Annotated in this window: 22 protein-coding genes; 9 read left to right on the top strand and 13 right to left on the bottom strand. The window is 43.2% G+C overall.

Translation table 11 applies throughout. The features are described 5' to 3' along the window. Positions 1 to 53: 53 nt before the first annotated feature. Entirely contained in the window at positions 54 to 1,766 is a 1,713-nt protein-coding gene (locus L1D44_RS04730; RefSeq protein WP_239889036.1) for a hypothetical protein, read from the top strand. Continuing rightward, positions 1,766 to 3,262 carry a hypothetical protein gene (locus L1D44_RS04725; RefSeq protein WP_239889035.1) on the top strand — a complete coding sequence of 499 codons (1,497 nt, stop codon included), beginning with the start codon at positions 1,766 to 1,768 and terminating at the stop codon, positions 3,260 to 3,262. Before L1D44_RS04730 ends, L1D44_RS04725 begins: the two co-directional genes overlap by 1 nt. Positions 3,263 to 3,833: 571 nt before the next feature. Here L1D44_RS04725 and L1D44_RS04720 read toward each other — a convergent pair. From L1D44_RS04720 to nfsA, 4 genes are all read right to left on the bottom strand, one after another. Continuing rightward, positions 3,834 to 4,175 carry a zinc ribbon domain-containing protein YjdM gene (locus L1D44_RS04720; RefSeq protein WP_220767232.1) on the bottom strand — a complete coding sequence of 114 codons (342 nt, stop codon included), beginning with the start codon at positions 4,173 to 4,175 and terminating at the stop codon, positions 3,834 to 3,836. 848 nt (positions 4,176 to 5,023) lie between these two features. Continuing rightward, on the bottom strand, positions 5,024 to 5,833 hold the full coding sequence (locus L1D44_RS04715) for an AraC family transcriptional regulator (protein ID WP_239889034.1): 810 nt from the start codon (positions 5,831 to 5,833) through the stop codon (positions 5,024 to 5,026). A gap of 46 nt (positions 5,834 to 5,879) precedes the next feature. After that, the gene (locus tag L1D44_RS04710; protein ID WP_220767234.1) at positions 5,880 to 6,407 is read right to left on the bottom strand and encodes a YbhB/YbcL family Raf kinase inhibitor-like protein; all 528 of its coding nucleotides are present in this window, start codon (positions 6,405 to 6,407) and stop codon (positions 5,880 to 5,882) included. 201 nt (positions 6,408 to 6,608) lie between these two features. Beyond that, positions 6,609 to 7,331, bottom strand: a complete 723-nt coding sequence (nfsA, locus tag L1D44_RS04705) for an oxygen-insensitive NADPH nitroreductase (RefSeq protein ID WP_239889033.1) — start codon at positions 7,329 to 7,331, stop codon at positions 6,609 to 6,611. A gap of 303 nt (positions 7,332 to 7,634) precedes the next feature. On the opposite strand from nfsA, the gene L1D44_RS04700 reads away from it, so the two are divergent. Then, positions 7,635 to 8,195, top strand: coding sequence for a CBS domain-containing protein (locus L1D44_RS04700; protein WP_220767236.1), 561 nt, complete (start codon positions 7,635 to 7,637; stop codon positions 8,193 to 8,195). Positions 8,196 to 8,313: 118 nt separating this feature from the next. Here L1D44_RS04700 and L1D44_RS04695 read toward each other — a convergent pair whose 3' ends face one another. Both L1D44_RS04695 and L1D44_RS04690 read right to left on the bottom strand, forming a co-directional pair. Continuing rightward, the gene (locus L1D44_RS04695; protein WP_239889032.1) at positions 8,314 to 9,828 is read right to left on the bottom strand and encodes an EAL domain-containing protein; all 1,515 of its coding nucleotides are present in this window, start codon (positions 9,826 to 9,828) and stop codon (positions 8,314 to 8,316) included. A gap of 4 nt (positions 9,829 to 9,832) precedes the next feature. Beyond that, a complete protein-coding gene (locus tag L1D44_RS04690; RefSeq protein ID WP_239889031.1) occupies positions 9,833 to 10,498 on the bottom strand; it encodes a hypothetical protein in 666 nt (221 codons plus the stop codon). Between the two features lie 515 nt (positions 10,499 to 11,013). Here L1D44_RS04690 and L1D44_RS04685 point away from each other — a divergent pair. Continuing rightward, the gene (locus L1D44_RS04685) at positions 11,014 to 12,012 is read left to right on the top strand and encodes a lipid A deacylase LpxR family protein (RefSeq protein ID WP_239889030.1); all 999 of its coding nucleotides are present in this window, start codon (positions 11,014 to 11,016) and stop codon (positions 12,010 to 12,012) included. Positions 12,013 to 12,051: 39 nt separating this feature from the next. Here L1D44_RS04685 and L1D44_RS04680 read toward each other — a convergent pair whose 3' ends face one another. From L1D44_RS04680 to bshA, 3 genes are read right to left on the bottom strand one after another with little or no spacing between them, the layout of a single operon-like run. After that, positions 12,052 to 12,873, bottom strand: a complete 822-nt coding sequence (locus tag L1D44_RS04680; RefSeq protein WP_239889029.1) for a hypothetical protein — start codon at positions 12,871 to 12,873, stop codon at positions 12,052 to 12,054. Positions 12,874 to 12,921: 48 nt separating this feature from the next. Then, positions 12,922 to 15,168 carry a cation:dicarboxylase symporter family transporter gene (locus tag L1D44_RS04675; RefSeq protein ID WP_239889028.1) on the bottom strand — a complete coding sequence of 749 codons (2,247 nt, stop codon included), beginning with the start codon at positions 15,166 to 15,168 and terminating at the stop codon, positions 12,922 to 12,924. Continuing rightward, the gene (gene bshA / locus L1D44_RS04670) at positions 15,113 to 16,291 is read right to left on the bottom strand and encodes an N-acetyl-alpha-D-glucosaminyl L-malate synthase BshA (RefSeq protein WP_220767241.1); all 1,179 of its coding nucleotides are present in this window, start codon (positions 16,289 to 16,291) and stop codon (positions 15,113 to 15,115) included. The genes L1D44_RS04675 and bshA overlap by 56 nt, the downstream gene beginning before the upstream one ends. A gap of 438 nt (positions 16,292 to 16,729) precedes the next feature. Here bshA and L1D44_RS04665 point away from each other — a divergent pair, with 438 nt between their 5' ends. Next, on the top strand, positions 16,730 to 18,889 hold the full coding sequence (locus L1D44_RS04665; protein WP_239889027.1) for an LruC domain-containing protein: 2,160 nt from the start codon (positions 16,730 to 16,732) through the stop codon (positions 18,887 to 18,889). A gap of 11 nt (positions 18,890 to 18,900) precedes the next feature. After that, complete coding sequence (locus tag L1D44_RS04660) at positions 18,901 to 19,428, top strand: hypothetical protein (RefSeq protein WP_239889026.1); 528 nt, start codon at positions 18,901 to 18,903, stop codon at positions 19,426 to 19,428. A 140-nt stretch (positions 19,429 to 19,568) separates the two neighbouring features. On the opposite strand, the gene L1D44_RS04655 is transcribed toward L1D44_RS04660, so the two are convergent. From L1D44_RS04655 to L1D44_RS04640, 4 genes are all read right to left on the bottom strand, one after another. Continuing rightward, the gene (locus L1D44_RS04655) at positions 19,569 to 19,814 is read right to left on the bottom strand and encodes a DUF333 domain-containing protein (RefSeq protein WP_239889025.1); all 246 of its coding nucleotides are present in this window, start codon (positions 19,812 to 19,814) and stop codon (positions 19,569 to 19,571) included. Between the two features lie 67 nt (positions 19,815 to 19,881). Further along, positions 19,882 to 20,586, bottom strand: coding sequence for a hypothetical protein (locus tag L1D44_RS04650; RefSeq protein ID WP_239889024.1), 705 nt, complete (start codon positions 20,584 to 20,586; stop codon positions 19,882 to 19,884). 476 nt (positions 20,587 to 21,062) lie between these two features. Beyond that, on the bottom strand, positions 21,063 to 22,361 hold the full coding sequence (locus L1D44_RS04645) for a serine hydrolase (RefSeq protein WP_239889023.1): 1,299 nt from the start codon (positions 22,359 to 22,361) through the stop codon (positions 21,063 to 21,065). A gap of 31 nt (positions 22,362 to 22,392) precedes the next feature. Beyond that, positions 22,393 to 22,752 carry a hypothetical protein gene (locus tag L1D44_RS04640; RefSeq protein ID WP_239889022.1) on the bottom strand — a complete coding sequence of 120 codons (360 nt, stop codon included), beginning with the start codon at positions 22,750 to 22,752 and terminating at the stop codon, positions 22,393 to 22,395. 149 nt (positions 22,753 to 22,901) lie between these two features. Between L1D44_RS04640 and L1D44_RS04635 the strand changes: the two genes are divergently transcribed. The 3 genes from L1D44_RS04635 (at position 22,902) to L1D44_RS04625 (ending at position 24,959) form a co-directional block, all read left to right on the top strand. Beyond that, on the top strand, positions 22,902 to 23,543 hold the full coding sequence (locus tag L1D44_RS04635) for a hypothetical protein (RefSeq protein WP_239889021.1): 642 nt from the start codon (positions 22,902 to 22,904) through the stop codon (positions 23,541 to 23,543). Positions 23,544 to 23,672: 129 nt separating this feature from the next. Next, the gene (locus L1D44_RS04630) at positions 23,673 to 24,311 is read left to right on the top strand and encodes a CIA30 family protein (RefSeq protein WP_239889020.1); all 639 of its coding nucleotides are present in this window, start codon (positions 23,673 to 23,675) and stop codon (positions 24,309 to 24,311) included. A 12-nt stretch (positions 24,312 to 24,323) separates the two neighbouring features. Continuing rightward, a complete protein-coding gene (locus L1D44_RS04625; RefSeq protein ID WP_239889019.1) occupies positions 24,324 to 24,959 on the top strand; it encodes an HAD family hydrolase in 636 nt (211 codons plus the stop codon). The last annotated feature ends 14 nt before the right edge of the window (positions 24,960 to 24,973 follow it).

The raw sequence follows: 24,973 nt of genomic DNA, 5'->3' as shown, positions 1-24,973 counted from the left end.
TAATTGATTTTAGTCACATTAACAAAAATAGACTTTGTTACTATCGAATAGGATTGAGCTTTCAATATATTACTATTCCTCCAATAGAAGGCTCACGTAAAGGAATTACAATGCAAAATATCAATACTTTTCTTAAAGACAACATAAAAGCAGTCAGTAGCAGCAATGTCTTTATTGCTCCGAGTATCCCTGAAAAAAAACTAAACAATGCAGTAAAGTCTTACAACCTCAAAAATGGTGTTAACGCCATTATTGCTATTTACGACAATACGCTATTCGGTAGTGCCAAAGAAGGGATTGTATTTACTGGTGAAAAAATCATCTTTAAAGAGATTTTTGAAGAGCCAGTGGAGCTTATTTTTACTGACTTTGAATCAGTCAAGTATATTGAGGATATTAGCGTTAACGATAAAGGCAAAGAGTCGAAAAAAGAATATGTTGATATTAACTTAAAAAATGGCACAACGACTCGTCTTAAAGGCTTGTTAGACTGTAACTATAAAGAACTAGCAAACCTGCTGGAACAAGCATTTTCCGATTTTGAAGAGTTTGAGGAGGAGAACCAACTCGTAACATTGGCTGAAATGTCTGAATCACTCAAAACTGCCTACGTCAAAGTCATCATCAATATGGCTTTTGCCGATGATGGTGAAGTCGACAAGAAAGAATTTGCAGAAATTTTATTATTGATGACTAGACTGGAGCTAACAACCGACTCACGTTTTATCTTAAGAAGTTATATCAACGAAGAAAGCGCCCAAGTCGCCCTGAGCTCACTGATTGACGACATTGATAACGCCTGTGTGCCGAGCCACAACAAGGCAGTAAAAATATCTCTGGTTAAAGATCTCATCAGCACTTTCATGAGTGTCAATGATGGCAGTGATGAGCATTTTCATTTCTTAAATGACAATCGTGAGTTATTCGGTGTCACCGATGACGAGATAGACATTGCCAAGCAAGCAATCAAGCTCGATTTTAAAATGCTCAGAGAAGATTTCACCGATGATGATATCGCCGAAGGTATGAAAGAGTTAGGTGCAAAGGCCGGTGCAGTCGGAGTTCCCATTGCGGCAGTGTACTTATCAGGCTCAGTAGTAGGTATGTCAGCAGCGGGGATGACCTCAGGCTTAGCCACTTTGGGCTTGGGCGGAGCATTAGGCTTCTCTAGCATGGCAACCGGTATTGGTGTAGCCGTACTAATAGGAGTAGGTGCTTACAAAGGTATTAGGCACTTTACTGGTTCCAATGAGCTCGATAAAACCAAGCGTCGAGAATTAATGCTAAATGAAGTTATCAAGCAAACACAATCTACGCTGTCATCGCTTATAGATGATTTGAACTATATTACCGTCAAGTTCAATACTGCATTAGATACTCAAGACCATCAAAATAACAAGATAATCAAATTACAACAGATGATGACAGCGTTAACCGGCGCAGCCAATGTACTCAACCAAAAATCTAATAAACTACAAAACAACTCAATTAAGCTCCATTGTCCAGTAGTACTCGATGAAGCTAAATTAAAATCGTTAACCCAAGAACCGACGAAGCAGCCTCTATACCCTCTGGTGATGTCTTTTTATGAAGAGGAAACTATTACACAAACTCGTGATGACAAAACCATTGAAGTTACTCGATATAAAATCAAGCCAACCATTCCAACCAAAGAGCTAGATAAACTGGCGAACATTTTTGAAGCTATTGGCTATTTTAAGGCTACCAAAGTGCTAAAAGGTAAGCTTTCAGGATTATTATCTTAATGACCAAAGCAGACAAACATATCGCTGCGATGCTGGTGCAAAAGCACCAACTCGATGAAAGCGAAAATCAAATCAATCAGCTAGATGCTGCCTTAGCAGCGCTACAATCCCATCAAAGTAATAATAATGATGAGCTGGATTCGATGTTGGCAAATATGGAGGCCATACTGCAAAACTGTGGTATCGCATTTAATGATGCTGACGACAATGTGATTTCCCGTGAGGTTGCCAACTATGTCGACATTAATAACGATACAACTGAAACCCACTTGCCACGGCTAACGACTATAGAAACGTTGAACTTTAACCAGGATATGAGCTGGGATGCCTATTCTGATTCGATTCAAGATTATGCAACACAGCATCATATTGATCTCAGCGCTGACCCCTTTAAGACCTTGATGTCACCGTTACAACGCATCGAGCTTGAAAAGCGGATTAAAGAGGAGTTTACCCTCAAGACGGCTAACTGTGACAAGTATGATTACATGATTGCTGGTACTTGTGGCGTTATCGGTGGCTTGATTGATGTATTTTTTGTCGGCTTACCTGGCGAAGGCAAACTGACAAATCTGACCGATTCAGCTGTCGATGGCACTGTCGAAAAATTTGCAGGCGCCTGTGGTTGGGAGGGGGCTAGAGAAGGATCCGACTCGACTCAGAGTGCAATCGGTTTCTTAGAGCGTAATTTTAAAGTGAACTATGACCATCGCCACGGTGGTGATGTCGATGGTTTGTTTAAGATGAGTACCAAAAACCATCACATCAAGAGCCTTGCTCACTCACCCGATCTAGTGGGCCTGTTTTTCTCCATCCTTGGTCAATTTACTAATACAGCCCACTTTGTCAGCGACGGTAAAATCATTTCAGTCGATACAGAAACTGCTGAACTACAGGGAGGTAATTTTATCGCCAAGATATTCAGCGGGTTTGTAAACTGGCTAGGTCACCTGTTTTCTGATGTAGCAGGATCTTCAGGAGCTACAGGACGAGGCTCTGGCATCCCTATACCTTTCTATTCGTTGCTGCAATTTATTAATGTCGGAGAATTCGGACAACATAGACAGACTTTCGCAACTATCGCCGTAAAAGTCTTTGAAAAAGGTTATGATTTCCGTCATGGACTTGCCATGGCGATTCCAGTCTTAGTTACAGAGCTAATGACTCGAATAACTTGGGTAATTAAGCAGCATGCATATCACAAGAAACCTTGGACAGAATGCATACCTACAGCCAATAATCCAGAGCTAAGACGAATGCTTTTAGTCAGTCATGGCTCTCTTTGTCTCATTGACGCGGGTGATGCGGCACTGCGCTCAGGTGGCGATATGGTTCAGTTTTTACTGCGCACAAATATTCTGGGATGGGCAAGATTCGGGACCCTTGCCATTAAAGAGCTAAATGCCTGGTATAACTCCGGTCATATAGATTCCGAAGCAGTGGATGAATACTTAGAAAAGGAATATAGGAAGCTCCTAATACTGGATGGCAAATAGATTAATACGCTTCCTTTGAGACGTATTATCAACGAGCGGCGATATGGATAGATAGTACACCAGTCACTAGATAATGAGGTCACCTTTTTACTAAGGAGAGCAATCATGAAAACCTCAATTAACGAATACAAAAATAGCGCGTCTAATCTAGGCTGGTGGAATTAATGGCTATTACCAGAGTGGGTTTACTTGCTAGAATGATACTAGGAAGGCCGTCGATGTTTGAAAATTTTTTCATAATAATTCAAAGTGACTAGTTTTCATTGTAACACCGAATGGAACACCGCCGAAAACACAGACCAGTTTATTGACATAATAACAATGGGTTAAACTAATTAGCCGAGCCCCGCCGCCTCCACCAACACTGAGGTTAGTAATAACCTTCAAAGGCCGCTAAATCCTAACCAGGTGGATTTAGCGGCTTTTTTGTATCTGCTTTTCGCACATCCCGTTAGTCGATTAACAAACATAAATTTTTCAGCTTTATTTCAGGCACAAAAAAACCTGCACTTGGCAGGTTTCTTCATATCAGCTTATGTTTCAAAGTAGCTTATATTTCAAAGTGAATTGATTAGTTTTGCTTTCGTACAAACTTAGACTTAAGCATCATTTGGCCGTGGCCATCAACTTTACAATCGATGTCGTGGTCAGCATCAACGAAACGCTTAATAACCGCTTTAGTACCCACTTTCAGTACTAGAGATGTGCCTTTTACTTTAAGATCTTTGATTAGCGTAACCTTGTCTTCTTCAGCCAATAGGTTGCCAACAGCATCTTTTAAGATGATAGCGTCTGGATCAACGATAACTTCGTTCGGGTTCCATTCATGAGCACATTCAGGGCAAACTAGGTTTGAGCCGTCTTCGTATACATATTCAGACTCACATTTTGGGCATGGTGGCATTGCGCTCATGGTATATTCTCTTTAATAAGTAATCTACTGAGCCATACTTGATCTGCCACTTGTAAAAATGACCATCAATACGACTCGCATTTCAAAGACATATTATAATCAATATTTTGAATATCAGCTAGATTCAAACCCCCATCCTGTGAGCCGGCCTAAATTTGCTTTTTTCTCGACATGATCTAGGTATCAGTTTTCCCTATCTAGGATTAGTTCAAGTACACAAATCACTTACAAATGATACGCTTCGTTTAAGTTCAGCTACCCTTAGTTTGCGCATTTAACAAATGTACAGCACGATAGCAGTGGGTTATTCCCTCCCTCAGCCTTAAGAACCACATCCAGTTCTGCCGAACCATAGAAAAGTAATAAAGCGAAAGAAAAGGCTTATCGAGACTAAGTCACGATCTTAATTAACACCAAGAGTTTGTTATCGGCGCGGTTAGGATATTGATTTTCTATCTTGCATCGCTATCTAGACGGGGAAATAAAAAGACCCGCTAAAAGCGAGCCTTAGAGATGAGTGAAAAGCGCGTCGGGGTAGCTATACTGTCACACAGGGTTATGCCATATCCCTCGTTGACCGCGCTGTAAGCCCAGAAACTTACGCGGTTGCTGCTCTTAGATCCATGATCTATTGCCTACATAGCCGCTAGCTTATACCTACTAACACTTACACATCCACTAGCCGACTTCTTCTACCTACTACTTGCAATGGAAATCACTTTCTAAAATACGCTTTTCAATGCTAAGTATAGTCGAAATCTCCAACGCCACTAGTCTCTAGAGCCAATATTGATAGATCTAAATGTCCTTTCATACAGCTTCAATATAACCAATATCGACATCATGACTTAACCTATGATTGTCTTCATATATTGCTTTAACGAGATCCCAAACTGCGACTTAAAACGTTGGCTAAAGCGAGCCTCAGACTGATAACCACAGCGTATCGCTAATTCAAGCTGAGACAGCGGAGCGCCGTTTTGAGCGCTAAACGATTGCATAATACCTATGGCATATAACATTCTAACTTCGGCCAATATCACTCTAAATGAAGTTCCCTCTTTGCTTAAATGGCGTATAAAAGTCGCCTGACTCATCGCAAAGTGGTGACAGGTGCTGTCAATCGTATGATTTGCTGCAGGCTCCATCGACAAAAAGTGACTAACTTGCTCCCTTAGGGTCAAGACATCACTTTCAAACAACCTAGATAACATGCCAAGTTCATTGAGCTGCAGATAAAAGGCATCCAAATAACATTGCTGCACCTCCCGGCTTAAATTTTGCTCAGCCATGGCTATAAGCTGTGAAAAAGCAAAGTTTAGGCTAGTGTTAACGGCTAAAATGGGCGCCGAGGCCAAGCTAGTAACCCCCTCCTCTCTGTTAGCTATCTGTTTTAAGACTCTCTGTGATGGCAAGGATAGAAAAGAGACTTGTATCGATCGAAACTTGTTCTGATAGGGCTCATTAATAAAGGTAAGCTCTCGATTAGAAGAGGCAAGTAGCCAGTGGTTACGATCGAATGTCAGAGTTTCTCCCTGCCAAAGCAGAGTCTTAACACCTGTTGTTACCGCAATAATGCTCGGCGTATAAACGGGGACGTTTCGTAAAGGCTGAGGTTTTTGCCCATAGAAACGCTCAATCTGAACCAATGATGCCAATCTTGCTCTCTCCTCTAGCACTCATATCAGTTAAATAGGTTAATGACTAACGAACATAAGTTGCAGTCAACACTGCCTTATCTAACGCCATTTTATTAAGGGTGAACCCAACTACCGCAGGGGAAATATCTGTCGGCAGATCAATTTTAGCCTCAGGTAGCGCCCAAATAGTAAATTGGTATCGATGCATTCCGTCCCCCTCTGGTGGACACACACCACCATAACCTGGTTTACCGTAGTCGGTTCTGGTCTCATGGCCCGCTTTAAGTTTACCAGATGCACCTTGGGCTAATGAGGTGGTTGTTGCTGGGATATTGAGTACCGTCCAGTGCCACCAACCACTCCCCGTTGGCGCATCAGGATCAAATGCCGTAATCGCAAAACTTTTAGTCCCTTTTGGAGCATCACTCCAACTTAGCTGAGGTGATAGGTTGCCACCGCTGCAGCCCATCCCGTTGTACTCAAATTTTGATGACATCAACTGGCCTTCATTGATATCACTGCTCGTTAGCTCTAAGGCGTAGCTGTGAGCAGAGAAAGCGATTAAGGCGATAGATAAAGCAAGACGTTTCATTTTATGATCCTAGATTACATAGTGAGTATGGATCTAGTTTAGCCAGAATACCGCACTAAGAAACAACACAAACTATCATTTGCCATCAAGGTTAGCGCTAATTTGACACTTTCTGTATAAAAGATCGCCCTACTCTGTCAAAATGATGAACCTACTATAAAAGTGCCTCCTCGACTTTTAGCTTTGATACTAGTAAGTGACTTACTTAAGGTTGAAACCTTGGCTCTCAATATAATCTTGCATAAAGGGTCTGGACTCCTTACTTAAGGTAGCCGTAATTTGTTCCGACCAAGATTTCTGCTTGTTGTTGCGGCTTCTGTTGGCATAGTAGTTTCTTATATGTTGATCGTACTTCTCAAGCTCTTGCTTATCGAGGCTTTGATAACGTTCTTGATGGACCACTATACTCAGCGGCAGACGGGGTTTCATTTCAGGAACTTTGGCACTATAACCTAAGCACATACCAAATAGCGGTAACACATGCTTTGGTAAGCCAAGTAGCTCGGTGACTTGCTGAGGGTTATTACGGATCCCGCCAATATAGACACCACCTAAACCAAGAGATTCAGCTGCAAGTAGCGCATTCTGCCCCATGATGCCGGTATCAACCGCTCCAATAAGGGTCTGTTCGGTAAATCCAAGTTGGGCATCTGGGTGGATCTGTTGATGGCGATTAAAATCGACACAAAACACCAAAAACTCGGCGGCTGACTCCACATAAACTTGCCCGCCAGCAAATTCCGCGAGCTTAGCTCTTACATCTGGCAAAGTGACTCTAATAATACTTGAACACTGTATAAAGCTAGAACTCGAAGCGGCATTAGCGCAGCGCAGAATTAACTCTAGCTTTTCATCTTCAATTTTTTGCTCGGTAAAATGCCTAATCGAACGGTGCTGTAAAATAGCCTCAATAGTTGAATTCATGCTCTATTCGCTTCCCTTGCCTATAAATTTAACTTGATGCTCAAACCTCCTACAAACATCAGACAACCTAAAACTAGTTAGAATTCAAAAACAAATAGAGAAAGCCGACACGCGAGTATGAGGTTTGAGGCAAAAATAATCGGAACTAGCATCTAAATTATAATAAATCCCTCAAAAGCTTAACTAAAATTAAATGTAATTCATACTTATTGACCTGCCTACACTTCAGGACTAGCTTATAAACATGGTATCAAGATCACATTCTGTCATCTCGTTCGGCCATTACATTCATGGAGTATTCTAATGAGAAATCTTGAATTATTTAGTACTGCTTCTATCGATCACCTTATGTGGTCAACCAACGGATATGCCGCCAGGTTAGACTCGCCAGCCCTATCCATCTTTACTGATTTTGATCACTCCCAGCCAATGGCGGTGGACTCATCAACTAGTGCAATAGATACTGCCGATATCATGGAGAAAACCCATGCCTTTATGCGTCTTGTTGTCGATAAAGATAATCGATTTCTTGGGGTCGTAACCAAATACGAGTTATCCGATAGCAAGATGATGAAGATAGCGAGCCAACGTTCAACCAATATCAAAGACTTACAAGTCACCGATGTGATGGTGCCCCGCGAAGACTTGATGGCGCTAGATTACCATCAAGTTACGACTGCTAAAGTGAGTGATATTGTACGTTCATTAAAAGAAAACGGCTTACACCATATACTGGTTATCGACCATGAGTTGCACCATATCCGTGGACTCATTTCGGCCAACGATGTAGCAAGAAAGCTCAATGTCCCCATTGATATCCAGCAACCACCATCATTTATGCAGATTTTCAAAGCGACTAAGTAAGTCCGCTTCAACTGCAACACTGACAGCGCCTTATCTATAGCCGCTCTAACGATACCCGAAATAAAAACCAAAAAGCCTTAGTACGCTAACACTAAGGCTTTTGTGTTTATGAGCGAAATCAGTACAGGTAAGCACTGAGTTCCTTAATAGGCAATGCCTTTGAATAGAGCCAGCCTTGGTGTAGGTTAATCCCAAGTGTTTTCAAGATCTCTGCCTGCTCTTGGGTTTCTACTCCCTCAGCGATGACCTTAATATTTAACTCTTTCGCAATCGCTATATAAGAGGCAATGAGTGATAACTTACTCACCGCCGTCCCTAGGTGCCTAATAAACTGTTGATCGATTTTAAGGTAATCGAAATCCAAGTTTTGTAAACATAAATTACCGCCATAGCCCGTACCTACATCATCGAGCTTTACCTTACAGCCTAACTCTTGACACAATTGAATGAACTGCTCAAGTTGCGGCCAATTCTTAATTGGTACCCGCTCGGTTAATTCGAAGCTCAAATACTCTACAGGGTAGCCTTCCTCGACTAACTCCCGCAAAAATGAAAGCATCTGCCCTTGCTCGATCTCCAATGCGCTGACATTAATGCTGCACCAACGAATAATATTTGCATCCAATAACTCTCTTAGATCTGTCAAAGCCGTTTTAACAACCCAGCGAGTGACCTCAGGCATTATAGGATCTTGTTCAAGTACCTCTATAAACTCTCCAGTATTTCGTACGCTTCCGTCTGATTTAAACCACCTTAATAGCACCTCAACCCCCACAACCTCTTGGTTTTGGTTATCGACAATAGGTTGATAAACTAAGTCGAACTCCTTCTTCAGTGCTTTTAAAAAACGCCTATGCCAATAATATTGCCTTAACACTCCTCTTAGTAAGAACCAGCCAACAAATAACATACCAAAGCTCAGAACTACACCGACAAAGTGATGTAACCACAATAAAGCCTTGTTATATAGGTTAAGAGAGAAGCTATAAGTCAACCCCGTGACTTCTGAGTTAAATTGCAAAGTGCTCCAATACGGAACACTTTTGTTTATCCTAAATAATTCATACTGATTATTAGACAGGATTCTTAACGCCCCACAGTAATCACAGTCTTTCAACATTTCTTGTATATAAGGAAAAACATCTATACCGATTAACCCGCGATATTGCTCCGTATGTCGCCCTACATAGATGGGTTTCGTTGCATCAAGATTACGACTATTCATCTGCTGATATACATAGAGTCCATTTGTCATTGCGCTCCCCACATCATAATAGGGTGCCTGTGGTAATGGAGAGACACCAAGCGCTGAGCAAGCAAACGGTTCACCTAAAAACTTAACCCAAACAACAACTAAGGTATCTAAAGTTAAGGTATAGTCTTTAAGAGTATCTATTACCTCTTGTGAGCAGGTATTGGCTTTTATCGCTCTCAGCTCATTCTCGACAGTTTGTAGGCTACGATTAGCACTCGCTAGGCGCTGACTATAGATGCTATCAAAATCATTAACTCTTACCTCTAGCTTAGTGTACAACTGATACTCGGTCAGAATGTAAGAGATGACGGCACACAACATTAATGCCGCAATAACCAGCCAAGGCAACACTCTTTTATCGGTTCCATAAGTGACCATTCCCCTATGCCTTAACCGACTGAAAGCAAGTAAAGGGTAATGCGAGTCCCACGCTGTAGTCTGCAGCATCAGCAATTCCCGATAATATAAGAGAGAACCCTCTCTCCCTCATGGTAAACAGAGAGTCGACGATTTCATTATCTTGTTGCTTCTCTATTGCAATCTGTAAATTTTTACTATCAAACATTAAAAAATCAAACGGATAAGCGGTCTTTATATTGCTATCAAATTTACAAGCTAAGCAAAACTTAATCCCCGCGTCTCTTAGTAGGTATTTGATATGGGAAGTGTATTGACTCAACTCGTCACTATGATTTTTGAGTATTATCACCAGCGTCATTTCGAGGCGGCGCAGTGCAGTCGCTAACGCAAGCAAAGCTTTAATGATCTCTGAGTCTAATAAGAAAATTCGCTCTACAGCTAAGAACAGCTGTGTATTATGCAGGCTATTGTTGCTGTCCTGCTCTAATCGAATGCTAAGAGTCGCTAGCATTCTCTTATATTCATTGATATGAGCGAGATAATGCTGTGGTAATGGACGAGACGCTAACTGGCCCTCTAGCCAACTTGACTTAATCTCTACACCACAAAGTGTTCCCTTACGCTCAACGATATGACTAACACCGAAATGGTATAAACATGTTTTACCTGCATCACTTTTTCTATTCAAAGAGCAGCTCTGCTTTAACATTTCATTTTGCTGCATACAACTGTGCTTAAAAAAACAATTCATCTAAAAAGGTTCTGATTTTATATAAAAATATAGAGCAACTAGCTCAAAGGGAGCGCGAATTTACGCCTAATCAAGCAGGATTTCAACAACTTTTTTGTATATAAACCAAACAGCTCCACAAAATTTTTCAATAGAAAAACTAATGAATAACAAATTTTCTAGTGTCTATGGGAGCTGCAGGGCTTATGGCCCTGCCTTACTCGTAATCAAACAGGGCAATATCATCAACAAAAAGATTCCTTAAAATAAAGAGGGAAACAAACCTAGTGAGTCCATAGGAATGTCATTACCTCTAAAAAGTGTTCGGCACTATAGGCTAGCGAAGAAAGCCTAATCCAAATCAGCACCAATAGATTTGCACCTCAAGGTTGTTTAAGGCTATGCTGGCAGAGTTAGCGTTATGTAGATCTTAGCCTGAAATCATACATTCCTGACCTTTGAGGAGTCGTCCATTGACCTTCTTATCGAATCCCCAAGCGCTCAGCAGATCAAGCTTAGCGAGCCTGCTTATCTGTGCCTCCTTTCCAGCCACCGCCGATCAGTGGCACTTTAGCTTTGATAACGATGTGGTAATTGGCCAAGATGGCGACTACTCCAATGGTTTCGTCTTTGGTTGGCAGGTGCTCCCTAAAGCAGACTTTACACAAGCCCCTTGGCCATTTAGTTGGCAAAAGGCCTTACGCTTTTCAAGCCAAGATAAAACATCACAATGGGGAGCCAAGGTTTACCAAAGGATGTGGACCCCGAGTGAGATTGAACATGATTACGCCCAACCCTATGATCGCCCCTACGCAGGCCTACTCGAACTAGAGAGCTTTACTGGTAGTTATAGTGACTCCTTGGCGCAAAAGAATTGGTTCAGTATAGGTGTAATGGGCCCAGCATCAGGCGCTCAAACCATGCAGGAACTAGTGCACAAAATTACCCCATCGACACCTCCTAAAGGTTGGCAGTATCAAGTCGAAAATCAATTCACTCTGCAACTGGCATACGAGGTCGATGCATTGGTATTTCGTCGAGATGCGACCAGTGATAGTCAATGGGAGCTAAGTGGCTATAGTCATACCATGCTGGGGAACTTCCGCTCTGAAGCAAACCTAGGTTTTACCCTTCGCTGGGGAGATGATTTAGCAGACTCATTTGGTCAACTCAGCAGCCATGCAGGGCATTTCGGTCAATTCAGCGCTACGGCACGAAAAGGTGGGAGTTGGACGGTATATGCTCGGGCGCAAGCAGGTTATCGCTTTAACGATCTTAGCATAGATGGAGATCTGCCCTATGATTCCTACGTCCAGATGGAGCATCAACAAGTGAAGGCTAGCACAGGCGTCATTTGGGCATTTCCCACTTGGTCTGTAAGCTGGAGCTTTGAGGTTTACACGCCAGAGTATCAACCCGATCCAAACCAGTGGCATGGCTATGGCATACTTAGCTACAGCTTCTTGCTATAACCAATGGCTGTCAGGATAAATCGATAACCTCACAACAGATTAAAAGCTAAAGGCCCAGCCAATTTGTGGGCCTTTCTCGATAAAGTCCATCTCATACTTAACCCCATCGAGCTCACTGTCGTTACCGATTTGTAGATAACGATAGCCTATCCATACGTTATGCAGATCGCCAAAACGGTATAACGCCGACGCATTAAAGCCATAATCCCTATCGTTATCGCCATAGATTTTAGTGTCGGCGCCCACTGAAATCCCCCAAGACTCAGTAACCCAATATCGGTAGGTGACACCAACTAACCAATCAAACAAATGCTCATCGGCAATAGGAACTTGAGCATTAATGTTAATAAGGCCTTCATCGCTCAGTGGCTTAACATTAAGATCGATTTTGCTAAAAACATGACGTACACCAGTAAATATACGGAAACCCGGCGTCACTTCGTAGCCCGCAAGAAAGTCATTAACCGCTAGATGCATATCGGTTTCTATATTGTGCCCCGGTGAAATAATGCCGCCAGTGATAGGCCCTGTTATCCCCTCAGTTTGAGTGTCGGTTTTAATCCTTAGATAATTGACTCTTAAGCTATAGAGCCAATCGCCTTTCTGCGCGTAAAGCTCGCCTATAACACCAAAATTAAGGTTATCGATGATATTCTTAAACGGCACATCGATATCGACTCGTTCACTATCGGCTGAAATTGAACCTGAAATATCAGGAGCCCAAACCATAGGGAAGGCGATTAAATAATTCCACTCATCTTTGCTCTCGTCATAAGAGTCAGGCCCAACCTCATACTCCTCACTGGCAAAGGCCGCAGAATGAAAGAGTAAGATGAGCAGTACCAAAGTAAGCTTTTTCACCAAAAGTGATCCTTGCCGCATACGACTATTCATTTGTTATTCTTACTTTTAATCAACCCAATGTAACACATCTTTAATGACAGACCAGCGAGGCTCCTTCGGTTTAGCATTCTCACCTAAGATCCAATAGCCATAGAGCTTGTCGACATAGCCAGATGACTTTTGTAGCTCCAACCAGCTGTTTAAAAAGGTTTGTAGCGAGGCGTTGTCTCGAGCTACCGCGTAAGATGCTGGGAACGATTTAATCTCTTCACGGTTATAAAGTGTGGCGTACTCTGGATATAGGATTGTCCAAGTCTTACCAGCCTCAAGACTTATCATCAGTCCATCCCAGGTCTTGCCATCATCTTCGAAAAACAATCGGTCAGACTGAATGGTCTCAAACTCGATATTAGGAAACTTCTCCTCTAAGCGCGGGATAATCGAATAACGCCCCACGGTGGCTATGCGGATCTGTTCGGCCTCACGGATTAATTTATCGGTTTTGAATTCATCTACTCGATGATCTTTCACCACAAATGCGTAATGCAGATCCAGCACAGGGGTCGTAAAGCCCACCAGCTCGATTCGCTTAGTTGTCATCTGTAAACCCGATATCGCAATATCAAATTGACCTTGATTGATCCCCTCCAGCACATTAGCAAAAGTATAAGGCACAAATGCAACTTTTAGTTCCATCTCTAGGGCTAACTTTTTCATTAGCTCAACATCAAAGCCCACCAACTCTTGCTGAGCATTATAGAAAGAGAACGGCACCTGAATCGGGTTGTAACCGACTCTAAGCACGCCGCTTTCTCTTATCTGCTGCACGCTTCTAGGGCCATCGGCTTGGGGGAAATCGGCCCAGTTATAGGCAGTCACTTGGTCTGGGATCTTCTCTGCTGCGCTCATTTGTGCAACAACTTCATCCATCTCATACTCGGTATCGACGATAGAGCTTAATAACCAACTTGTTGCTAAGAGAGTTAAACCAAATACTACTGGCGTTAATAGGCTAATAGTGACTAAACGCTTCATGCTCACCTTAGCAATCCCTACCAACATCGCCGTGCCACCAATAGCTAAGATAAAAATATTCATCGCGGCAAGCAAAGAGGTAAAGCGGCTAGTGAACAAACTTGAAACCATATACAGCTGAAAAAGATCGGAAGAAAGCTCTAATGAGTCCAGCAACATGGGGATAGTAAGGTAAACACTACCAAACAGGCTGACTAAACCATTTAATGACATTGGCAAGTAAGTTAAGAAATCGAGCTCCTTACCCGAAAACCAAGCCGCAAAGAGCACAAAGACAATGGTGAGTAACTTGCCTAAATTAGGAAAACTGAACACCACAGGAATAATGATATTGGCGTAGTCATCACTTTGCTGACTGCCGATATTATATTTATGGAATAGCTCCTTGGTGCGCTCAATTAGAATAGGAATAACGATAAAGATATTACCCGCGGCAAATGCTGTGATCATCGCATCTTTTGCTATTCCGGTAATATCGCGATAAGAAAAGGGAGTAAATACGGCTAAAATTGCAGGCAACACCCAGTAAGTTAGAATTATCGTCATCACCACATGAGCCACAAAGTAGACCTGTAGCTTTTGAAACTCGTCAAAATCCATGGTGCCAGCTGTAGCTGCCGTCATAGCAAAAATACCTATCGGCATCAGCTTAACGATGCTCTGGGTCACCTTATTAAACGACTCCCCTAACAACTGCATAGGTTTCATCAACGAGTCTTTATTCTCGATAGAGATAAGTGCAATGCCAGTAGCGACACAAAACAGCACAATGGCTGGGATATAACTGTTCGACAAAGAAAAAAACGGGTTAGAGGGAATATAGATATCAAGCAAGTTTACTGAGTTAGGATCTTCCAGTGCCGTTAGACTAAAAAACTCTCCAGCTTGCCAGTCGGGAAAGGTGTATTTGATAAAATACATACTCAACAGGCCAAACGACCAAATCACCAGCATCAACTTCCCGACTTTTACTCCTAAAGACTTGGCTTGCTCCATAGTTAAGCTGCCTAGGCTAGAAACCAGTGAGACTATGATGTAGGGAATAATGGTCATCTGTAACAGCTTAATGAATGCGTCACCGATAATAGACATCCAGGCTAGCATCTCCCCAAAAAACAGCCCTGCTAAGATCCCAGCAGCAAAAGACAGCAGTACCAGCGTTGACATACTCATCTTTTGTTTGGGCTTTTCCTGCGTAGTTTCTGGCGCTAGCGTATTGGTTTCACTGCTCATGTTGCTCCCCATGCTCTCTCGTCTGTAGCGAAGATTGGCAATCATTGATTGCCTCTTCGTAGCAAGCTAAGTATTGAGTAATCTTATCCTTAGGATTAAACAGCTTAGCTGCCCTGCTTCTGCCTGCCAGTCCCATTTGAGCTTGCTTTTGCGGTTCAGTTAGAATTTGCGTCATCGCCTTCGCCATTCCCACGGCATCATCGGGATCAAACATAAATCCTGTTTGACCATTGTCTACCACCTCAGGAATGCCATCGACATTGCTGCTTACTGTAGGTACAGCGCAGGCCATCGCCTCTAGCAGCACCATGCTAAACGACTCTCGATAACTAGGTTGGATCATACAATCGGCATTAGGGAGGTAATGCTCCACATGGGTTACATCCCCCATAAAGGTGACATGCTTCAAAATTCCTAGCTTTTTACACTGTAACTTAATGCTATCGATATCCGGCCCGCTGCCGAGGAGCACCAAACGCGCTTTCACCTTTCGCTGCAGCATATAAAACGCTCGGACAACCGTATCGCTATTTTTTAACGGCCTGAAGTTCGAAACATGCATCACTATTTTTTCATCATCTTTAGCCATCTTACGGCGAACATGAATATCGGCTAAATCTGGTGAGAAAACGGCTAAATCAATGAAGTTATGGATAACATCTATCGACTTCGTCTTATCAAAATGACTGTAGATATAGCTGCGCTGATAATTAGACACAGTAGTGACTTTAGTGCTTTTATGAATACTGAAGCGATTGAGGGGGTAAAGCGGCTTATCTTGGCCAACAATGGTGACATCGGTACCATGAATAGTGGTAACCGTTGGAAACTTATGGGTGGTGATCTCCCCAGCTAGATATGCGCACAGAGAGTGAGGAATAGAGTAATGAGCATGCACAATATCGAGCTTAAATTGCTCCACAACCTCTACAATTTTTGCTGTTAATGCAAATGTATAGAGAGGGTCTGAAAATAACGGGTAATTAATTGCCTCTACGGAGTGAAAGAATAGTCGATCTGAGTCTTCTATTAATTTAAAAGGGCGAACACTGGATATAAAGTGCACCTCATGCCCAAGCTCAGCAAGCCCTAATCCCAATTCTGTTGCCACTAACCCTGAGCCCCCTATACTGGGGTGACACACAATCCCTATGCGAATCTTCGGCATAAATCCCCTCCCTCAGATAGTTAACAAAATGTTATCAAAAATAAACTTAGCACTGTTAAGCACTTGCTCCAAGTCATTCCGACCAATGCAGTAAAACAAGTATGGTCTATCCCACGTAACTGACCTACTTGCCCAAAAAATATTTACCGATTAAACAAAAAGCGAAGATGAGAACAACGGCATTCCCTCGTTATAAATAGCCGTTGGAAATAGCCTTATATAAGCCAAAATCTACCCCAAAATGTCTCCCTATAATTCATTCCTCGTCGCTTAAATTCGGTCTCTATCACTATTAGCAAAATGCAAAAAATGATTTCATCGACTCAAACAAAATGTATGAGCGAACATATAAGCACCTGAAAAACACAAACAAAAACTAACGGCACACCTTATGCATTATTTAATCACAATAGATAACATGACTGTGAGAGATGCATTATGAGAATATCCAAGCCGACTCAATTGAGCTACCGCTCCGCCTTGCTTCTACCTCTGCTGATTTCAGCAAGTGTCAATGCATCAGCCCCCTTTGATGCCTGTCCGACAGAAGCTTTCATCATCCAAAAACAGTCTAATATCCCTAAAAGCTATGGTGTAAACCTAGCGACAGGGAGTTACATCATCTTGTCTGACGATATGGGCACAGGTAACGGTTATAACGGCGTAGGTTTTAACTATCATGATAATTATCTCTACGGTTGGGATTACGCTAGCGGCTCACTAGGCCGCACAGGTAATGACTACCAGATAACGGCACTCACTGTCAGTAAAGATTCTGCCTCTGCAACTGCTGGTAACTTCTTTGTGGGTGATATCGCTATAGATGAGAACGTTTGGTATGGCTATAGAAAAGGTAAAGGCTTATTTAAAATTCCACTGGATAATCCCTCAAGCTACAGCATGACGCTGGTGCCCGGCAGTATCGACTACTCCACCTACAATATCACCGACTTTGCCTTTCATCCCACCGATGGCTATATGTACAGTATTAGCAACGGCGCTTCAGGTAATCTATTACGCATCGACCCAGCCACGGGAGAAGCAGTAAACCTAGGTACCGTCATTACATCGACTTCTGGCAACTTTACCTTTGGTGCTCAGTTCTTCGATCCCGATGGCAACCTCTATGTCAGTAACAACAGTAATGGCTATATCTATAAACTCAATGTGAACGCCGCCTCACCCACTCCAGTATTATTCGCCTATGGCCCAGCCTCCTCGAGTAATGATGGTGCTCGCTGCGCCCTAGCCGAAGTCATACTCGGTGATGACGTTGATTTCGGTGATGCACCAGACAGCTATAGCACACTGCTAGACTCTAACGGAGCGAGACACACCATTAGCGAGAACCTTTATTTAGGTGCCAGTGTCGATAATGAGTCCAACGGCTATCCATCACCACTGAGTGATGACAGTAGCGATAACTCCGATGATGAAGATGGCGTATCTATGCCGACAGGCTTTGAATTAGGAGAAAGCGCCATTTTACTCATTACTGCCACAGGCAGTGACGGCTACCTTAATGCCTGGTTCGACTGGGATCGTGATGGCAGTTTTAGCGCAGAAGAGCAGGTCATTACCGGTGAAAGTCTCGCTGATGGCCAAAATACCCTCAGTATCGATGTACCTAGCTGGGCCAAGACGGGCTCGACTTGGGCTCGCTTTCGCCTAAGCACTCAGCAAGTGATTAACCCGACAGGGGGCGTCGGTGACGGCGAAGTAGAAGATTATGCCGTGACCCTGACTGAAACCGGCGTCACCATTAATTACTACCCCTCCTCTTCAACCTATACCACCCTCGCCTACGAAGATCTTTACCCAGATCAGGGTGACTTTGATATGAATGACGTGGTGATTCAGCTGCGTCTGATTGAATATGTCAAAAACAACCAAGTAAGACGCATCGGCTTTGAGGCCCAACTGGCCGCAATGGGCGCCGCCTACCATAATGGCTTTGCCGTTCACTTACCGGGTGTCGAACGCAGCAAGATAAAAGAGTCTGTTATCAGCTGGTCGATAGATGGTGTTGAACAAACGGACTCCCCCCTCGAGACAGGACAATCTAATGCTGTATTTGTGTTCACCCAAGATCTAAAGCAATACGTCACACTAGAACAAGGCTGTCAGTACCTGAGAACCGAAACGGGTTGTGAAACTGCCTATAGAACCACTTGGTCCTTCGAGATCCCCTTCGAGAGCCCAGTGGACGAGAACCTAGTACCTGCATTTCCCTATGATCCATTTATCTTTGCCACGCCCAATACCGATCACGGCTTAGCCGCGAAAAATGTCGTCGGTGAAAATCCGGGGCGTCAACTTGAGATCCACCTAAAGAATCAGGTTCCTACTGACAAGTTCTCGACTAACTACTTTGGTGCCCGAGATGATGCATCGGATCCAAGTGCATCACAGTATTTCCAAGATGAGAACGGCATGGCTTGGGCCATAGAGATCCCAGTCACTTGGAAGCACCCGAAGGAGAAAGTACGCCTAGATGATGCTTATAGCGACTTTGTCGATTTTGCAGCAGATAGTAGCGGTAACACCAAGCCGACTTGGTACGAAAATGCCACCGAATCATTAACCTTTAACGACTAATGGAGCATGCCATGAAAATCCAAATCGAAAATTTCATCAATATCCCATATGGCTTGATGGTATGTGGCGCGCTACTTATCACGGCTTGTGGCGGAGGTGGCGATGATGCGCCAGAGACTCCAGCTCCAGTTGAAACCGTAGCGACAACCACAGAGACTACAACTGAAGATCCGACTCCTGATCCAACTCCAGATCCTATTCCGGACCCGACGTCACTGGACGACTTGGTGGTGGATGCCGACAATAAACTAGAATCAGCCTATCTGTTAACGATTAAGATCGATAAAGATAGCACTCAAAGGGGTTACTTTTCACTGTGTGATGATTACCAAACGCAAGCTGATGGCTACTCGGTTAACTTTGATTCCTGTCTTTTTAGGGGGCCGCTTAATGAAGGGAAGCTCAGCAGGGAGGTTAAAGTGGCTAATCATGAAAGCCAACTTATTGCAGTAATTTGGTTTTATGAGGGGCAAGCTCCCCAGTACTCACAGTGGCAATATAGACAAGATGCGGACTCGCAAGTACTCACAATGAACTAGTGACAATTAAAGCCCGTCTCTAACTGAGTCACCTAAAATCGTGTATGCAGCGATGAGCCTTTTCCGCCATCGCTGCGCCTTCTAACCAACCTAATCCATAAGCATAAAACTCGGACTAGATTGCTCCATCATTTTCATTCTTATTGAGTCTTATGATCACGCCGGTACAGTAGCCACTCTTCGATAATCTCCCCATCAGGTAATTTACAGACTCCTATCTGCCCTGCTTTACCTTCCTTTATCGCTAACTCACCATCAAGTGACACACAATAGTCAGATGCGGGGTTGGACATACTCGCCCTTGAATTAGAGCTTTGCTGATTGCAGCCAAAAATCAAAACTAATAACACGACTAAAACAGCCGAAACACCGAGATGCTTGTTCATCTGTTAGCTCCTATTTAGCAAAAGAGCGCCCTAAGGCGCCCTTACAGAGTATTGTTTAAAAACCGAATTAAAAGCGGTAACCAACAGTAAACATCCAAGTACCGAAGTCTTTATTTTCTAAGTCATTCTTTGCTCGTCCTAAGGAGACAGACTCGGGCTTACTATTGTTGTAACCGCTGGCGGAATACTTCATATCTCTTGAACCATTTTGGAAGGTGTAATGCAGGTTAAAGTTAAGGCCGTTATCTAAGTAATAGCCCACACCCACCATAGGGCGGATTTCTGTATTACTTTTGGCATTTAGGTCCATACCAGCTGAATTAACGGCTCCGCCAGGTGCGACTTCTTGTGCAGCAAATCCAGCCGATGCGCTGTACTTAGAAAAATCTGCACCCGCTTTAACGGCAAGATGACCCGCACCTACGGCAAACTGATAGCCCACATAGAGAGTGTGCGCTTTATACTTCTCTTTAGTGTAAGTACTTAGCTCAATATATTCCGCGTTATCATCGGCAAAGGGGACTGGGCCAACATTGCCAGAATTTGTTGACCAATTACGCTTATCTGTTTCACCTGTGTAGGTATAACCTAAGATAAAGTCTTTATAACCAGCCTCAAGGCCCGCAGCCACATTGGTGCCCATCGCCTTATTTTTTGACGCACCAACCATTGGGTTGATAGTAAAATCACTAGCGCTTGCAGTGTGTGAAACCGCCATTGCAGAAACAGCTAAAACCGAAGATAACACGCTAGTTAGTAAAACTTTTTTCATGATTCATTCTCTCTATGTAAATAAACTGAGGCCTCTTGCCTGAGTTACCACTTCATCCGTTATCAGTGGTGATTAATATCAGTCAACATGAGGATTAGCCCCACTTAGCTGACCTAAAAGCCACTTAACAAACCTGCGATAACCTCGTTAGCCATCACTGTCGCCGTTAAGATGAGTACATGGTAAAGAAGGCCGTTTTACCAAACATCATTAAGAAAATTGGTAAACAATAGAGATAGGAAGGTAAGCTGAGTCATTGACCTATTGGCAGAGTCCAAAAGCAACATTTAAGGCAATGGTCAAATCTTAGATACAGAAAAGGCCGTTAATTGAATAACGGCCTTTATTGATAGAAATCGATAGCGATTTTATTTATCTCAACAATGGGAGCCTAAGTTGAAGTAAAAATAGGGGGCCATCCGTGGCTAGAGAGTCCATGAAACTGTCGCCTATTTTTTTAGTGGTCAAATAAATTTTTAATCACTGTGGCTGGGCATTGCATCCAAAATAGCGGGAATTATCTGCTTAAATATCATCAAGGCCATTCTTGGTGGCTCCATATCACCAAACCCCGAGTTCATCGCAATCACGGTTTGACTCTCTAAGTCCATGACAAGAATTTGCCCATGAATGCCGACCATTGCCAAGACTTTATAGGTTTTTCCTTGACTGTTAGGAAGGTAAAGTACTCTAAACTGATCTTGATACCAGCCTTTAGCAAGCTTTGACTCCTTGCCATGGCGCCATGCGTGACGGACCTTATCGTTGCCTTGCATCAGTGATTCGATGAATGCTGTAGGGATCACCTGCTCACCCGCCATGTTCTTACCGCCGTTGATAATCACTTGTCCGACTCTAGCGAGATCTCGGGTCGTGATGTTTAAGCCACCCGATGCCACCACTTCGCCATTTCGATTGGCCATCCAGCGTGCTGGGGTTTCAACATCGATTTTATGCCATAATTTCGCAGCAAAAACTTCGGCTAGTGGCTTACCCTGCACCTTTTCAACGACCTTCCCCAGCAGTTCTGTGTTGATATCTAAATAATCATAAACTTTGCCGATTGGGCGATGATTATCTAAGGTCTTGGCATAATCCATTATGCTGCGCATATTTGGGTATTTACTATTGCCATTCCAGTCCTGCGCTTCAGTCATACGATCATCCCAAAGCTTACCTTGAGTAAACTTAACACCGATCCCTGAGCGCATATCGGCAACCTCTTGCACTGTCGTATCTTCAAAGCCACTATCGATAAGCTCTGGCAAGTAACTCACTATCGGCCGGCTCATATCTAGCTTTCCCTCTGCTACTGATATTGCAGCCAGTATCGAAGTAAAAGATTTTGTCACCGACATCTGTAGGTGTGTTTGTTCTGGACCATAGTCATTAAAAAAGTGCTGATGCGCTAATTTTCCATTATTAAGTACTACCATAGAATGGTTTTTTAACCTGTCTCTAAGCAGTACTTCGAGACTATGTGGCCCATCAAGGTCGTTTGCTTTTAACGACAGTAATTCAATCGGAGCCTCCCGCCAGGGTTCAACAGGATTTGAATTTGCAGGAGCAATTGCCATATGACGAGTAAAGCGGTATGCGTGGGGAAAAGTCACCGCGGCGTTTGCGGCTTGATCCCAATTATCTTGAGTCACTGCAAAGGCTGCCGCCTGTGAGACAAATTCAGTATCGACGGGTTTAAACTCTACCGCGTTAACTGAAGCTATTTGAGTCGAAATCACTATTCCGATTAATGTATTAATAAGTCGTTTTTTCATAACAGCTCCTGCTGAGGCTAATGGCTAATGGCTAATGGCTAATCACAGTATCGAACTCAAAACACACATGGTTGTTATGCTCGAAAAACGCTGAAAAGGTGGTGACCCTATGGGGTAGCTTGGTTTTTAGGTAGGCATTCGCCACTTTTCTTGCCGAGTTTTCACTGATATCGGTAAATAGACCCGTTGTCGTGAAACAACTCAGCAGTTTTGTGCTTTCTGGCGAACGCGGCTTAGGAAAAGTCATGCGCATATCGTCATAGGTGAATTCTGGCGCAGTGGTGCCCACAACTTCATAATTTGCCATGGCTTTAGCCGCTCTATATGCATGTCCCATTGAGCAGCCACTAACGGCTACAGCAAGCACGATTAGCGCTAATTGATGTTTCATTCCAAGTCTCCTATTAGTTTGATAACCGCAATGTGCCAAGCTATCGTTCACTAGAAAACTACTCAGCTCTTAGTATTGCTTAGTAGTCCTTGGAAATTAGTCTGAAATAGGTAAGATGGAGCCACCGATTAGCCCAAAATGGATCCCACATGGAAGTAAAACTTTCACAAAAGGCACAAGCAGAACTTGGCACTTTAATGGTCAACACTCCGGACCTAATCCACCTTCTTTCCCTGCTGCCTAAAGAGAACTTAAGCGAATATCCATTGTTGCAAAAAGAGCTAACAAGCAAACACCCCAATAGCCGTAGCTACAATAAGGCACTAAAAAACAAGGTTTTTACTAAAGAGGAGTTTAGAGACCGTATTTTTGCAAGGCTGGATGTTTTTGCCTATGAAATGGCAATAAATCTCAATACCGATTATTTAATTGAACGAGTGAGCTTGCTCGTAGGGGATGATATTGCCCGCATCGACGAGCTGGAGATCAATGAAATCGGCGCCGATGTTCTGCAGCGAATTTTAACCGACTTAAGCACCGATGTTTGTAAGCAGATCCAGCCCAAAGGTGATCACCCGTTTCTTGCAGAACGTGGACGCATCGACCATAGTTTTTGGCGTCATGCAAACAAAGCCTATAGCGCATACATGGATGGATATAATACCCAAGCTTCATTAGATGCTTGGTGCCAACTCAACTTACATACACGCTGCCCACAGAGCTTTATCCGTTGGCTCAAGGCCTACGGCAACCCAGCTGAAGTCGCTGAGTGGGTGAGCTATGTAAGCTAAATTGATTGTCAAAAATAGCCGCACCTCTGTGCGGTTTTTTTATTTTGGCTTAGCATTAAGCTATTAATAAACCTTTTGTGCATTTGTTTCGTAATCAATGTCAAACCAAGCTTTTAGCAAGGTCAAAACATGCAACAGATAATGAAACAGTTCCCAAAGATGTTCAGTGATTTTCAGCAAAAACAACATCACAATAAAAAATCTGTTTACTCACTTTCGGTCATGGCGGTACTTTTGATTATGACAATCAATCATCCAAGCAAAGCACAAGCTCAAGCTCAAGAGTATACTCTAACGCTTAGTCAAGCATCTGATTGGCGCCTAATTAACGACACAGTAATGGGTGGCATATCCGCGAGCAAACTGGATATCGACAGTGGCATAGCGAGGTTTTCTGGTACTTTATCGTTAGAGCAAAATGGCGGTTTTGCGTCTACGCGAACATCACTATCAACACCTATTGCCAGCGCTGTAAAAATGATCCGCTTGCAAGTCAAAGGCGATGGCAGAGATTATCAACTAAGACTTAGAACCGATAATCAATGGGACTCTTTTGCTTACTCGAGCCATTTCCGTACGCAAAAGGATACTTGGATAACCATACAGTTCAGCCCTAGTGACTTTACTGCCGTGTATCGAGGCCGCCCCGTTGAAGCGCCTGCACTGAGCTTCGACAACATAAAACAACTGGGATTTTTAGTGGCCGACAAGCAAGCTGGTAACTTCGAGCTATCGTTTAAAGAGCTCCATTTCATCACCGCAGATTAAGGATAGTTTTGATTGAGTATTACCATTAACAAGGCTTTTGACTTTAGCCAAATTAAAGGGGTGATTTTTGATTTAGACGGCACCCTCGCCAACTCAAATCCAAATTTTGCTGGCTTAAGAGCAGAACTAGGTATTGCGCCTGCGACCGATATATTAAGTTACGTTAATTCAATCACAGAACCAACACTGGCAGAGCAAACACAAGCCATAATCCAGCACTATGAGCTTGAAAGCTCACACGGCGCCACATGGATCGCTGGCGCGCCACAACTGATGGCGTTTTTAACTAGCTTACACATACCGCAGGCGATTCTGACCCGCAATATGCCAGAAGCAGCCCATATCACACTAGCCAATCTCGACTTAACTATCGGCGTCGATTTCGACCCACTGTTGACACGGTTTGATGCCAAAGCTAAACCTCATCCAGAGGGCGTTGAACGTATTTGTGCTCAGTGGCAAATCAAACCTGCCAATATTTTATTTATTGGTGATTACCTGTTTGATCTGCAAACGGCCAACAACGCAGGTACAAAAAGCATCCTTTATACACCAAGTGTGATCCCTGATTACGCCTACCAAGCCGATATCGTATGCCAGTGCTACCTAACACTTATCGACTATTTGCGCTCTCAGCTACAGACATAAACACTTAAAAAACT

Origin of the sequence: Shewanella sp. Isolate13 (assembly GCF_022398325.1) — a bacterium.
Taxonomy (GTDB): domain Bacteria; phylum Pseudomonadota; class Gammaproteobacteria; order Enterobacterales; family Shewanellaceae; genus Shewanella.
The sequence above is the reverse complement of the archived record's forward strand: the minus strand, read 5'-3'. Positions and strand labels throughout refer to the sequence as shown.

Coding starts and splice junctions, on each gene's coding strand:
- L1D44_RS04710 (WP_220767234.1), bottom strand. CDS start 6,407: ATGAAACGTCTTGCTTTATCTATCGCCTTAATCGCTTTCTCTGCTCAC.
- L1D44_RS04700 (WP_220767236.1), top strand. CDS start 7,635: ATGAGAAATCTTGAATTATTTAGTACTGCTTCTATCGATCACCTTATG.
- L1D44_RS04650 (WP_239889024.1), bottom strand. CDS start 20,586: ATGAAAAAAGTTTTACTAACTAGCGTGTTATCTTCGGTTTTAGCTGTT.
- L1D44_RS04695 (WP_239889032.1), bottom strand. CDS start 9,828: ATGGTCACTTATGGAACCGATAAAAGAGTGTTGCCTTGGCTGGTTATT.
- L1D44_RS04725 (WP_239889035.1), top strand. CDS start 1,766: ATGACCAAAGCAGACAAACATATCGCTGCGATGCTGGTGCAAAAGCAC.
- L1D44_RS04640 (WP_239889022.1), bottom strand. CDS start 22,752: ATGAAACATCAATTAGCGCTAATCGTGCTTGCTGTAGCCGTTAGTGGC.
- bshA (WP_220767241.1), bottom strand. CDS start 16,291: ATGCCGAAGATTCGCATAGGGATTGTGTGTCACCCCAGTATAGGGGGC.
- nfsA (WP_239889033.1), bottom strand. CDS start 7,331: ATGAATTCAACTATTGAGGCTATTTTACAGCACCGTTCGATTAGGCAT.
- L1D44_RS04720 (WP_220767232.1), bottom strand. CDS start 4,175: ATGAGCGCAATGCCACCATGCCCAAAATGTGAGTCTGAATATGTATAC.
- L1D44_RS04665 (WP_239889027.1), top strand. CDS start 16,730: ATGAGAATATCCAAGCCGACTCAATTGAGCTACCGCTCCGCCTTGCTT.
- L1D44_RS04635 (WP_239889021.1), top strand. CDS start 22,902: ATGGAAGTAAAACTTTCACAAAAGGCACAAGCAGAACTTGGCACTTTA.
- L1D44_RS04645 (WP_239889023.1), bottom strand. CDS start 22,361: ATGAAAAAACGACTTATTAATACATTAATCGGAATAGTGATTTCGACT.
- L1D44_RS04675 (WP_239889028.1), bottom strand. CDS start 15,168: ATGATTGCCAATCTTCGCTACAGACGAGAGAGCATGGGGAGCAACATG.
- L1D44_RS04630 (WP_239889020.1), top strand. CDS start 23,673: ATGCAACAGATAATGAAACAGTTCCCAAAGATGTTCAGTGATTTTCAG.
- L1D44_RS04660 (WP_239889026.1), top strand. CDS start 18,901: ATGAAAATCCAAATCGAAAATTTCATCAATATCCCATATGGCTTGATG.
- L1D44_RS04655 (WP_239889025.1), bottom strand. CDS start 19,814: ATGAACAAGCATCTCGGTGTTTCGGCTGTTTTAGTCGTGTTATTAGTT.